This is a genomic window from Amylibacter sp. IMCC11727, from assembly GCF_029854195.1.
In the GTDB taxonomy this organism is placed as follows: domain Bacteria; phylum Pseudomonadota; class Alphaproteobacteria; order Rhodobacterales; family Rhodobacteraceae; genus Amylibacter.
The window spans coordinates 1,741,842-1,753,941 of sequence record NZ_CP122960.1 but is presented as its reverse complement, the minus strand read 5'-3'; the positions used below and the strand labels follow the sequence as shown (position 1 = coordinate 1,753,941).

The following is a 12,100-nucleotide window of genomic DNA, read 5'->3' as shown; positions in this document are numbered from 1 at the left end:
AAAAGGGCCGCCCGAAGGCAGCCCTCAAATCAGTGTGTAGTTCAAAATTATTCGGTCACAGTTTGAACCGCGTCATCAACCGCGTCGCTTGCCCCTTCAACCGCATTGTCAACGGCTTCGTTTGCAGTATCTGTCGCTGTGTCTGTAACAGATTCAGTTGCCGTATCGGTGGCAGCATCTGTTGCCGTCTCCGTGGCTGCTTCAGTTGTCGTTTCTGTTGCAGTGTCAGTTACAGTTTCCGTCACTGCATCAACTGTATCAGAAACAGTTTCTGTCACCGTTTCCGTCACGCTATCGGCAACATCGCTGGCAGTTTCGGTTGCATCAGATGCGGCCTCTGTGGCCGTTTCGGTTGCGTCTGACACCGTTTCAGAAACAGTCTCCGTCACATTTGAGATCGTTTCAGTCACCGTTTCGGTGGCGTCTTCTGTGATCTCTTCGACTTTGTCTTCAACCGCCGTTGTCACTTCTTCAACTTTGTCTTCAACCGCTGTCGTTACTTCTTCAACCGCGTCATCAACCGCAGTGGTGGTTTCTTCAGTCGTTTCGGTCACGTCTTCAGTCGTGGCCTCCACCTTTGGCGTTTCGGCCACTTCGGTTGGTGTTTGGTTAGATGTCCAAACAAAATAACCAACAACTGCAGCGACAACCACACCGCCAAGAATAAGTACATTTTTCATTTTAAGCCCCCTTTTGGGATAAGTATTCACTGGGAGGCATCTGTGAGTTTGCAGCGTAAATTACAACCGCGTGAACACATTAAATTGGTCACTCGGCGGTTTTTGGCACAAAAAAGGCGGCAAATTGCTTTGCCGCCGATAAATTTTGTAACTTTGCTTAATTCAGCGCATTCAGCTTTTCCATTGCGGCATCCGCAGCAGCTTGGGCTTCGGCCGCTTTGGCGGTTGCAGCTTCAACAGCGGCCTGTGCGGCGTCCGCGGCTTCTTGCGCCGCGGGAACGGCACCTTCGGCGGCGGTTACCGCTGCCGTTGCGGCTTCGGCAGCTTCATTTGCGCTGGTCAGGCTGGCTTTGGCAGCATCTACATTTGCCGTGGCTTCGGCCAAGGCGGCTTCAGCTTGTGCTTGGGCGTTGGATGCGTCCCCTGCGGCCGCTTCCTGCTCCGCCACTGCAGCTTTTGCGGCCTCAAGCGCGGCGTTTGCCGCTTGTGCATCACCTGCTGCAGCATCCGCTGCGGTTTGTGCGTCCGCCAAGGCAGCTTCGGCTGTTTTCACAGGCTCATTGGCTTCAGTTGCCGCTTCCATTGCGCTGTTCAATGCAGATTGCGCTGTGCCCAAAGCGTCTTGATCCGCCGCCGCAGCCGCATCTGCCGCTGATTTTGCGTCCTGCGCGGCGCTCAGTGCATCATTTGCCGCTGTCAGGGCCGCTTCAGCGGCTGTCATTGTGGCTTCGTCAACCTTTGGCGCAGTGTCATCAGACGCCGCTGCTTCGGCGCGCGCTTTCAGCTCATCAATAGCTTGTTGCGCAGCACTTGCTGCCCCTTCTGCCTCACTGGCAACTGTCGCCGCTTCAGCCGCAGACGCCGCTGATGCTTCGGCTGCAGATGACGCAGCTACCAACGCGTCTTTTGCGCTATCGGCAGCGGCCATCGCGCCGCTGGCTTCGGCCATTGCAGCATCTACGGCAGCTTGCGCCGCATTCACTTGATCTTGTGCGGCGGCCTGGGCGGCTTGCGCCCCTTCCACCGCAGCCATTTCCGCGTCAAAATTTGCTGTCCCGATTGCCGCTTTGGCCGCTTCGGCTGCTTCGCGTGCAGCCTCTACCGCCGAAGTGCTTTCACTAACAGCGGACATTGCCGCATCAAGCGCGGCTTGCGCATCTGGAATTGCAGCCGCTGCTGCTTTGGCCGCTTCTTGCTTTTCAACGATCAAGGCTTTGGCGTTTTCCAGTGCAGACATCGCCTCTGTCGCGGCGGCTGTGGCATCTGTCACACCTTGCTGGGCGGTTTGTGCGGCAACCTGCGCCGTCTCCGCTGCAGATTTCGCCGCCAATTGCGCCGCTTCCATGTTATCGCGCTTCGTTTTGTCGGTGATCCCCCAAACAGCGATGATCCCCACCAGCGCGAGCGCCCCTATTCCTGCAATCTTTTTCATCTTTTGTCCCTGAACTTATGTTGACGCCATTTTCTCAATGGCCATTTCCCGCTCAACAGCTTGGACATTCCACACCCTCATGCAACCCCTAAATCGGTGAAAACAAGCAATTTCCTTTGGTTTTACGGCAAAACGATGGTTGAACCTTTTGCCACACAGTGTACATTCTGCCCATCGAATGAACGATAACCACAAAGGACTAGAATCCAATAGCTCGTAGACCACATCACGCGCCACCACAGCGCGACACTGGACCCCGCGTTAACGAACGCATCACGTCCAACGAAATTCGCTTGATTGGCGCCGAAGGCGAAAATGTCGGCGTTGTTTCCCCCGCACGCGGAATGGAACTTGCCGTTCAAGCAGGCCTCGACCTCGTCGAAATCTCGCCCAATGCCAATCCACCCGTCGTTAAGATCATGGATTTCGGCAAGTTCAAATATGAACAGCAAAAGCGCGAATCCGAGGCACGCAAAAAGCAAAAAATCATCGAAGTGAAAGAAGTGAAATTCCGTCCAAACACGGACACGCACGATTTCGATGTGAAAATGCGTAACGTTTACAAATTCTTAGACAACGGCGACAAAGTTAAAATTACTTTGCGGTTCCGTGGTCGGGAAATGGCGCACCAGCGTTTGGGCGCGGAATTACTGAACCGCGTGGCCGAAGCTGTGACAGAAAAAGAAGTGGGCAAAGTTGAAAACATGCCCAAGATGGAAGGCCGTCAGATGATCATGATGATCGGCCCTGTTGCAAAAAGCTAAGCAACCCATCTGACCAACAAATTAAAGCGCGTCCATTTGGGCGCGCTTTTTGCATTCAAGGCCAGATTGCAGACGGTGATTACCCCGCTTTCACCACTTTGGCTTCTGCTTTAACGTCATCAAACGCGGCGCGGCGGCGAGCAATTTCTTTGCGGCTCAACAAAGCAGGATTTGAATAATCCTTCTGCCAATCCGCCGCTCCGGACCATTCTAATCCCGAATGCACAGTGGTGCGCGGCTGATCTGCCGTTTCCAGCAGATCAAGGGCCATTCGCATGGATGTTTCTTGGCTCTCTCGATCATGAGGCAACCCAGCACCGTTCCCAAGCGGGAAATTGTTGAACAGGAAACGGGGTACGCCCACATGTTCGACAATATCTTTGGCACACCCCATGATGACGGTGGCAATGCCTGCCGTTTCTAACGCATGGGCCGCAAGGGCCACAGACTGATGACACACGGGGCAATTGGGGACCAATACCACCGCATCGACATTATCTTCTTTACACAGTGATACCAATGCAGGCCCATCCACTTCGCGTGTCACCCGTTGTGATCGATTGGTCGGCAGTCCATAAAACCGCGGACTAAGCTCGCCAATGACACCTTGTTTCGCCATAGCCATCAGCGCGCGCAGTGGGAAATACGTGCGTCTGTCACGCGCCGTGGTATGCACCCGATCATACGCAATATGGGAAATACGCACGTCTGGTTCTGGGTCGATCCCACCCGCGTAAACCTCAAAAAACTTGGCCAGCCCGTTATGTGGCGCACCTGGCCCCTGATCACCAGCTCCCATCTTGTAAGGGGCTGCCGTTGTAACAATTCCAATCCGTGCTTGGCTCAGTGGCTTGCCCAACGGTGCAAACGGCACATCAGACACTTGCGCCCACTCGTAGGGTTTACCGTAGCCAAGTGCCTGATAATAGGCGCGAATACGCGGAATATATTCCAACTCAGAGGTGCTCATAGGGGATATCACTTTCTTGCTTCCCTCAATTTACTCTGCTTGCAGGCCCATTCCAACTCTCGTAACGTGATCGTTATGGAACATGACAAAATACGACGCTGGCACGATATGGGTGGCCAGCCTGCTGGCGAGATCGACTTCGATCAACATAACTTTGCGCTTTGGGAAAAGAGGGTAGATGCTCTGCTGGTTTTGACCTCGGGCAAAGGGTATTTCACCGTGGATGGCCTGCGCCGCGTTCTCGAAGACATGGGCGAAGACGCCTTTGAAACGATGTCTTATTACGAACGCTGGGTTCAATCCGTGAACCAAAACATGCTCGAAGCAGGCGCTTATACATTAGAAGAACTCTCTACAAAAATGGCCGAAGTGACCGCACGCGGCGAAACCTACGGCGAATGCGCAGGGGGCGGAGAATGAGCACGCAAACCGTTCGCGTCAAAAGCTGGTTTCCCCCTGGCCACGTTCGCACACCATTTTTCCTACGTGGCAAAACGGGCGTGATCGAACGGGAACTGGGTGCCTTTGAAAATCCCGAACAACGGGCCTACCGCCAAAAAGCCGACATGCGCAAACTTGTGCGCGTCCGCTTCACAATGGCCGAAGTCTGGGGCGATGATGCCGAGACCCCAACGGACACAATTGACGCAGAAATCTATGAACACTGGTTGGAGCCTGTAAATGCCACATGACCATCACGACCACGGGCATGATCATCTGTCCCCTTCTGGACACCCGTATCAGCCCGATCAGGACCATCCACTGACCAAATGGCAAGCCATGGAAATCGCCATGCGCGAATTGTTGGTGGAAAAAGGCATCCTCACCCGCGAAGAAATCACCAAAACGGTCGAAGCTATGGACCGCCGCTCCCCTGCCGACGGCGCCAAAGTGGTTGCCCGCGCTTGGACAGATCCCGACTACAAAGCCCGCCTTTTGACCGATGGCTCTGCGGCGATCAACGAAATGGGCTTTCATGCGGATGCCATGAAACTCGTGGTTTTGGAAAACACACCGACAGAGCACAACGTCGTCGTTTGTACATTGTGTTCCTGTTACCCGCGCAATCTGCTCGGCTTGCCACCCGATTGGTACAAACAACGGGCATACCGTTCCCGCGTGGTGAAAACCCCGCGCAAAGTTCTGTCCGAATTCGGTCTCGATCTGCCTGATGATGTGCAAGTCCGCGTTCACGACAGCACCGCCGACATGCGCTATTTGATCCTGCCAACGCGGCCCGAAGGGACCGAGGACATGGATGAAGACGCGCTCGCAGCACTGGTAAACCGCGATTCTATGATCGGCGTGGCATTGGCGTCCGCCCCAGAATGACATCAGCCCTACGCCTTTGGGATGGGCTTGGTCCGCTTGCCAAAGGCACGCTGCTGTTCCTTACCACACTTTTCCTGTTTTCCATCATGGATGGCATCGCCAAGGGGCTGACCGACCGTCACCACCCTTTGCAAGTCGTTTGGGCCCGCTATACCTCGCAAACCGTCATTGCTTTTGTGGTCCTATCGCCGTTCCTTGCAAAACTACTGCGCACCAAACACATAGGCCTGCAACTCATTCGCTCCGCCTTTCTGTTTGGCGCAACCATGTCTTTCTTCACATCCCTGAAATACATCCCCATCAGCTCGGCAACCGCGGTGTTCGAAATCGCCCCCTTGTTCATCACAATCCTGTCTTTCTTTGTCTTAAAAGAAAAAGTCGGCCTGCGCCGCTGGATCGGTGTGTTCATCGGCCTCATCGGCGCAATGGTCATCATTCGCCCTGGTAGTGAAGTCTTCTCGTTTGTTGCCCTGCTCCCTGCCCTCGCCGCGTTTTGTTTCTCGGGCTATGCCATTTCCACGCGGTTCCTTGGCAAAGACGAAAGCCCATGGACCAGCTTTTTGTACACCGCATTGATTGGCTGCATCGCCAGCTGCCTGATCGTCCCAACAATTTGGGAAACCCCAACCCTGCCAGATGCGGGTCTCATGACAAGCATGGGCATCGTGGGAGGATGCGGTCATTATTTACTGATCCGCGCGTTCACCATCACCGAAGCCTCTTACCTCGCCCCGTTCGGCTATGTCACGCTGCTGTTCAACGGGCTTTGGGGATATCTGTTCTTCTTTGAGATCCCAGACGCCCCAACCATCTTGGGTGCTGCGATCATCATCAGTGCAGGCGTTTATGTCTGGTATCGCGAAACATTCTCTGCCAAAGAAAAAGGCGTTTGAGTTTCCCCAAACGCCCAGCCTGCACCATCTATCTTTGTTAATCCAATCGTCGCGCCACAATAACAGGGCCGAGGTTTTGAGTTTGCAGCACAACCGCATATTTACCATCAGCCGTCACATCATGTTTGACGGTCAGCGCGCCAACACCATCCCAACGGGCAACCGTGTCCCAAGAGGTGACAGTATTCACGTAATTGATCGTCCGCCCCGCGTTTTCACCGCGCTTAATCTTGACGGGAATGTTGGGCGTGTATTGCACCACATGCAGATCAGACGGCGCGGTTTTTCCACCCCGCGCTGACACCCGAATTTCCATCGTCGTTCCACTGCGCGACAGCGTCATATACGCTTTTTCAGTGGATTCAGACATCATATCCACATACATCAACGCCTTTTTCCGGCTCGCCCCCGCTACGTAATGCTCGCCATTGAAAATCATCTGTGGCGTTACCAAACGATAACGGCTTTTCATTTTCGTGTTAAATTGGGATTGCCGTTCGGTAAACTCAGGCCGCGCAAGGTTGTCGCGCCATCCCAAATAATCCCAATAATCCACATGCAACCCCAAAGCGATCACGTCTTCTCGCCCAGCAATTTCAGCCAGAATTTCATCTGCAGGTGGGCAGGAAGAACACCCCTGAGAGGTGTAAAGTTCCACCACAACCACCGACTTATCGGCCAATACGGGACTGCCAAATCCCAAAGTTGCTAGGGCCAAACTGGCCAATAATTTACGCATGTCTGTGCTCGTATCTCATACTGTTGCTCATCATATAGCCAAACGCACACCAATTTGGCCAATAAACGTTTCGAGAGCGAATTGTTACAATTCTAAATTCGCCGCGCAATGGCTTGCATCACACCTGCCCCATGTTACCGTTTGCCAAAGCAGACGGACAGGTTTGATGACTCAATCACCCCCAAAAACAGTGATCCTTGGCGCAGGGGCCATTGGCTGTTACCTCGGCGCAATTTGGGGCAATGCGGGTATCCCTATCACACTGCTCGGTCGTCAAAGTCTTTTTGCCTTGCAAAAAACGGGGCTGTCGCTGTCAAACGGCATTACATTATCCCCCGATGACCTCACCTCAACGCTCTCCCTTGCCAAGGATCCAGCGGTTTTGGCGCACGCACGGCTAATTGTGATTACGGTCAAATCCACCGCGATCCCGCAAGCCATTGCTGAAATCCAAACGCACGCCGCCCCAGATACGCCAATCCTATGCTTGTTAAACGGAATGAAACCTGTCCGCGATCTTCGGGCAGCTTTTCCCAATCGGACAGTTTTGGCAGGCATGGTGCCTTATAACGTGGTTTGGACCGATCCCAGCACCTTGAAACGATCCTCGGTAGGGGATGTCACCCTAGAAGATGCGCAAATTACGCAGACACTGGCCACTGCCCTATCTGACGCGGTAGAACCCATCGTTCTGTCAACGGATATCGAATCCGTGCAGCATGGCAAACTTTTGTTAAACCTGAACAACCCAATCAACGCACTTTCTGGAAAAACCCTGTTTCATCAACTGCGCGACCGCAACTATCGCTGCGTCTATGCAGCCACGCTGGCCGAAGCCATTGACGTTATCGAATTGGCTGGCATTCAACACGCACAGTCTGGCCCCTTGCCTGCCCGTAAAATTGTGAAAATGCTGCGGATGCCCAATTGGATCTTTAACACTCTGGTTCTGCCGCGCCAAAAACTGGACCCAACGGCACAAACGTCAATGGCCCAAGACCTCGCTGCGGGCAAACCCACTGAAATCGACACGATCAACGGAGAGGTTTGTCATATCGCTGCACAAACAGGACAAAACGCCCCTATTAATGCGAGGTTGGTAGACTTGGTGAAACACGCCGAAGCTGGTGGAAAAAAAACCTATTCAGGGAAAGACCTCTTAAATGCGCTCGGTCTGAACAACTAAGGTTTCACGATCAGCAACCGCTCCAAACGGCAAAGCTTATACCCACCGTTTTGACGAGCTGATATAGGCATCCGCATCGTTCCCGAACGTTTCGCGCAACAAGCGTTCTTCGGGCATGACAAATCGGCGGTGCAACACAATCGCCAACACGATTGTAGGGATAAATGCACTCAATGCGGCACACCACAGCGCCACACCAGCAGATGACAACACCATCGCCACATAAATTGGATTGCGTGAAAACCGATACGGCCCTTTGATAATCAACGCAGTTGGTGTGTGATGCGGTTCAATCGTTGTTTTGCTTTTGCGAAATTGCAGTGCAGCCCAAAGCACAATCAAAACCGCAATACCGATCCACGCCAGCCCCAACAACTGCAACCCAAAGGATTGAACGCTGACAAGGGGCAAAACCTGTGAAAACACCCAGCTCAGCACAAACGCGCCAATGGTCCAAACAGGCGGTAAATCTGGGAAGTGTTTCATTTGGTTATCCTTGCGCGAACCAAAAAATTCGGGGTCACTTAAACACCTGTTCCATATGGTCAGGGTTGGTTTTTCGCGCCTCATTATTGTCTTTTGACACCATGACCGCAATCAAAACGATGTCAACGATGTACCAGCAAAACCAAAGTGCAAGCATCGAAAAGCTCGATACAGACATGATCATAAGCCCAGTGTCACTAAGGGTCCCTGCATCCTGTGACAAACCAATCAAAAGGAAGATACCGAACCCAACGATCAATCCTAACATCAACAGACCAGAACGCACCCGCCCCAAATACATCCGATGCACCCCAAATTGACCCAAAAAGAACCAAATCACATAGGCAATCACCATAGACTTTTCTGTGCGCATTTTCTGCATGTTCGGCCCCTATTCAAAAACCTCGGCGGCTTTTTTTTGCGTTAAATTACCTGCCCGCAACTGATCCTTTTTCATCATCGTATGGATGAAAATCAGGTCCAACAAATACCAAACCGCCCATGCAAAAAACATCAACGTTCCGACAGAAGTTAAAACAATATAAGATGAACCGGGGGCAACGACTGTTTCAATGGACGCGCCGCTATCAACTGCGCGGTACAACATCAAACCACCCGCAGTTGCTAAGCCGATACTCACAACCAACAGCGCCGCAAGTAAAATGCCCGTCTTGATCCGCCCCAAATAAAACCGATGCGCCCCAAAGGCGCCAATAACCAACCACAACGCATAAGCCGTGATTTTCGATTTTTCGTTTTGCATGTGTGCCCTCTTTTTTCTTGTACTCTAGGGCCATCAGGCACAAACAAAAAGCGCCCCGATTGGGGCGCTTTCAATTGATTTAAATGTGTTGCGATTTACGCAGCTTTGGCCAAGTTCCGCAGAACATAGTGCAGCACACCGCCGTTTTTGATGTAGTCGATTTCAACTTCCGTATCGATACGACATTTCAGCGTGATCTCTTTGCTCTCGCCATTCGGGTACGTAATCGTGCAAGACACATCGGCAAGCGGCTCAACGCTTTCAAGTCCATGAATAGAAACAGTTTCTTCACCCGTCAGGTTCAGCGTTTTGCGGCTGTCCCCGCCTGTGAATTCAAACGGAACCACGCCCATGCCAACCAAGTTGGACCGGTGAATACGCTCAAAACTTTCCGCGATAACCGCCTTCACCCCCAACAGAGCTGTGCCCTTGGCCGCCCAATCACGTGAGGACCCTGCGCCGTATTGAACACCGCCAAAGACAACCAAAGGCGTGCCATTTGCCTGATGCGCCATCGCCGCGTCATAGATGGAAGTTTGTTCGCCATCTGGCCCCTTGGTGTAGCCGCCCTCAACGCCATCCAGCATCTCGTTCTTGATGCGGATGTTGGCGAACGTACCGCGCATCATCACCTCGTGGTTCCCACGACGGGACCCATAAGAGTTGAACTCACGCACAGGCACCTGATGCGATGTCAGATACTCACCCGCTGGGGTGGATTGCTTGAAAGAACCCGCTGGGGAAATGTGGTCTGTGGTAATCATATCCCCAAGCAGCGCGAGCACTTTCGCCCCCTCAACAGAAGAGATTTTATCCGCAGGCTCTGCTGACATTCCTTGGAAATACGGTGGGTTACGCACATATGTTGATGTGGCTGGCCAGTCGTATGTCAGGCTGTCAGTTGTCGCAACACTCTGCCACTTCTCATCCCCATCAAACACAGACGCGTATTTTTCCAAAAACGCTTCGCGCGTCACGGTTTGCTCAACCAGATCTGCGATTTCCTGCGTAGATGGCCAGATGTCTTTCAGATAAACATCGTTGCCGTCTTTGTCCTGCCCGATGGCATCCTTGGTCAGGTCGATATCGAGCGTCCCTGCCAGCGCATAGGCCACAACCAGCGGCGGTGACGCCAGATAGTTCGCACGCACGTCAGGGGAAATCCGACCTTCAAAGTTACGGTTACCAGACAGAACAGCCGTGGCCACCAAATCACCTTCGGCAATCGCTTCAGACAGCTCAGCTTGGATCGGGCCAGAGTTACCAATACAGGTCGTACAACCATAGCCAACAAGGTTAAATCCAACCTTATCAAGGTCTTTCTGCAAATCGGCTGCTTCCAAATACGCAGAAACAACCTGCGAACCTGGCGCGAGGGATGTTTTCACCCAAGGCTTCCGATCAAGGCCAAGTGCGGCGGCTTTGCGTGCCACAAGGCCCGCACCGATCATCACATATGGGTTCGATGTGTTCGTACAGGAGGTGATCGACGCGATCACAACCTTGCCGCTTTCCATCGTGTAATCTTCGCCCTTAACAGCAACCTCTTTGCCCATTGGGCGTTTAAAGGTCTCTTCCATCTCTTTTTTGAATGCCGCTTTGGCATTGTCCAAAGCCACAAAATCTTGTGGTCGTTTTGGCCCCGAAATCGCAGGAACAATTGTGCCCATGTCGAGTTTCAGCGTGTCTGTGTAAATCGGCGCATAATCCGCATCCCGCCACATGCCGTTTTCTTTGGCATAGGCCTCAACCAATGCGATCCGTGCTTCGTCACGGCCCGTTGTACGCATGTAACGCAGTGTTTCCCCATCAATTGGGAAGAAACCACAGGTCGCGCCGTATTCTGGGGCCATGTTGGCAATCGTCGCACGATCCGCCAATGGCAGCGTATCCAAACCAGCGCCGTAGAATTCCACGAACTTGCCAACCACGCCCTTCTCGCGCAGCATTTCCACAACTTTCAGCACCAAATCAGTACCCGTTGTGCCTTCAACCATCTGCCCGGTCAGCTCAAAGCCGATCACTTCAGGGATCAACATGGAAATCGGTTGGCCCAGCATCGCTGCTTCCGCTTCGATCCCGCCAACACCCCAACCCAGAACAGCAGCGCCGTTTACCATGGTTGTGTGGCTGTCTGTACCGACCAGCGTGTCAGGATACGCAACCTCAACACCGTTTTGGTCTTTGTCCGTCCAAACCGTCTGGCTCAGATACTCAAGGTTCACTTGGTGACAAATACCAGTACCCGGAGGAACAACCTTAAAGTTGTCAAACGCGCTCTGACCCCATTTCAGGAAAGTATACCGCTCCATGTTACGCTCGTATTCGCGGTCTACGTTCATCTGGAACGCACGTGGGTTGCCAAACTCGTCAATCATAACAGAGTGGTCGATGACCAAATCAACAGGGTTTTGCGGGTTAATCTGCGTTGCATCACCACCCAGTTCGACAATCGCATCACGCATCGCGGCCAGATCAACTACCGCTGGAACGCCAGTGAAATCCTGCAACAGAACACGTGCTGGGCGATAGGCGATCTCGCGCGGGTTTTTACCGCCATTGGCACCCCACTCGGCAAACGCCTTAATGTCATCCACAGAAACGGTGCGACCGCCGTCTTCAAACCGCAGCATATTTTCCAAAACCACCTTCAAAGATGCGGGCAACTTGGAAAAGTCCCCCAAACCCGCCGCTGTCGCCGCTGGAATGGAATAGTAATCAATCGACGCACCACCTGCGCTGATTGTCTTACGGGTTTTGCTGGTGTCTGTGCCGACTTGTACGGTCATACTGGCCTCCGTTATGGGATTTTTTGAATTTGGATGGGTAATGCACCATTTGGCGCGGCCTCGCAA

The 12,100-nt window shown here is 53.0% G+C and carries 14 protein-coding genes; 6 read left to right on the top strand and 8 right to left on the bottom strand.

Features of this window, described 5'->3' with window-relative positions:
- Positions 1-47: 47 nt before the first annotated feature.
- Together QBD29_RS08915 and QBD29_RS08910 are read right to left on the bottom strand one after the other, a co-directional pair.
- Positions 48-680: a hypothetical protein gene (locus QBD29_RS08915; RefSeq protein ID WP_280097742.1), complete on the bottom strand. Its 633-nt coding sequence runs from the start codon at positions 678-680 to the stop codon at positions 48-50.
- A gap of 157 nt (positions 681-837) precedes the next feature.
- Positions 838-2,112: a hypothetical protein gene (locus QBD29_RS08910; RefSeq protein WP_280097741.1), complete on the bottom strand. Its 1,275-nt coding sequence runs from the start codon at positions 2,110-2,112 to the stop codon at positions 838-840.
- Between the two features lie 209 nt (positions 2,113-2,321).
- On the opposite strand from QBD29_RS08910, the gene infC reads away from it, so the two are divergent.
- Positions 2,322-2,876, top strand: a complete 555-nt coding sequence (gene infC, locus QBD29_RS08905) for a translation initiation factor IF-3 (RefSeq protein WP_280100945.1) — start codon at positions 2,322-2,324, stop codon at positions 2,874-2,876.
- A 79-nt stretch (positions 2,877-2,955) separates the two neighbouring features.
- Here the strand turns inward: infC and QBD29_RS08900 are convergent, their stop codons facing one another.
- Positions 2,956-3,846: a glycine/sarcosine/betaine reductase selenoprotein B family protein gene (locus QBD29_RS08900; RefSeq protein WP_280097740.1), complete on the bottom strand. Its 891-nt coding sequence runs from the start codon at positions 3,844-3,846 to the stop codon at positions 2,956-2,958.
- Positions 3,847-3,954: 108 nt separating this feature from the next.
- Here QBD29_RS08900 and QBD29_RS08895 point away from each other — a divergent pair, with 108 nt between their 5' ends.
- From QBD29_RS08895 to QBD29_RS08880, 4 genes are read left to right on the top strand one after another with little or no spacing between them, the layout of a single operon-like run.
- Entirely contained in the window at positions 3,955-4,266 is a 312-nt protein-coding gene (locus QBD29_RS08895) for an SH3-like domain-containing protein (protein ID WP_280100944.1), read from the top strand.
- A complete protein-coding gene (locus QBD29_RS08890) occupies positions 4,263-4,538 on the top strand; it encodes an SH3-like domain-containing protein (protein WP_280097739.1) in 276 nt (91 codons plus the stop codon). Before QBD29_RS08895 ends, QBD29_RS08890 begins: the two co-directional genes overlap by 4 nt.
- Positions 4,528-5,178 (top strand): nitrile hydratase subunit alpha, encoded by a 651-nt coding sequence (gene nthA / locus QBD29_RS08885; RefSeq protein ID WP_280097738.1) that lies wholly within the window; start codon positions 4,528-4,530, stop codon positions 5,176-5,178. The genes QBD29_RS08890 and nthA overlap by 11 nt, the downstream gene beginning before the upstream one ends.
- Positions 5,175-6,071, top strand: coding sequence for a DMT family transporter (locus tag QBD29_RS08880; protein WP_280097737.1), 897 nt, complete (start codon positions 5,175-5,177; stop codon positions 6,069-6,071). Before nthA ends, QBD29_RS08880 begins: the two co-directional genes overlap by 4 nt.
- Before the next feature lie 37 nt (positions 6,072-6,108).
- Here QBD29_RS08880 and QBD29_RS08875 read toward each other — a convergent pair whose 3' ends face one another.
- Positions 6,109-6,810, bottom strand: coding sequence for a DUF1223 domain-containing protein (locus QBD29_RS08875; RefSeq protein ID WP_280097736.1), 702 nt, complete (start codon positions 6,808-6,810; stop codon positions 6,109-6,111).
- A gap of 166 nt (positions 6,811-6,976) precedes the next feature.
- On the opposite strand from QBD29_RS08875, the gene QBD29_RS08870 reads away from it, so the two are divergent.
- A complete protein-coding gene (locus QBD29_RS08870; RefSeq protein WP_280097735.1) occupies positions 6,977-7,996 on the top strand; it encodes a 2-dehydropantoate 2-reductase in 1,020 nt (339 codons plus the stop codon).
- A 36-nt stretch (positions 7,997-8,032) separates the two neighbouring features.
- On the opposite strand, the gene QBD29_RS08865 is transcribed toward QBD29_RS08870, so the two are convergent.
- The 4 genes from QBD29_RS08865 to acnA form a co-directional block, all read right to left on the bottom strand.
- On the bottom strand, positions 8,033-8,482 hold the full coding sequence (locus tag QBD29_RS08865) for an isoprenylcysteine carboxylmethyltransferase family protein (protein WP_280097734.1): 450 nt from the start codon (positions 8,480-8,482) through the stop codon (positions 8,033-8,035).
- Positions 8,483-8,516: 34 nt separating this feature from the next.
- Positions 8,517-8,864, bottom strand: coding sequence for a TM2 domain-containing protein (locus tag QBD29_RS08860; protein ID WP_280097733.1), 348 nt, complete (start codon positions 8,862-8,864; stop codon positions 8,517-8,519).
- Positions 8,865-8,873: 9 nt separating this feature from the next.
- Entirely contained in the window at positions 8,874-9,245 is a 372-nt protein-coding gene (locus QBD29_RS08855; protein WP_280097732.1) for a TM2 domain-containing protein, read from the bottom strand.
- 95 nt (positions 9,246-9,340) lie between these two features.
- Positions 9,341-12,034 (bottom strand): aconitate hydratase AcnA, encoded by a 2,694-nt coding sequence (gene acnA, locus QBD29_RS08850; RefSeq protein ID WP_280097731.1) that lies wholly within the window; start codon positions 12,032-12,034, stop codon positions 9,341-9,343.
- Between the last annotated feature and the right edge of the window lie 66 nt (positions 12,035-12,100).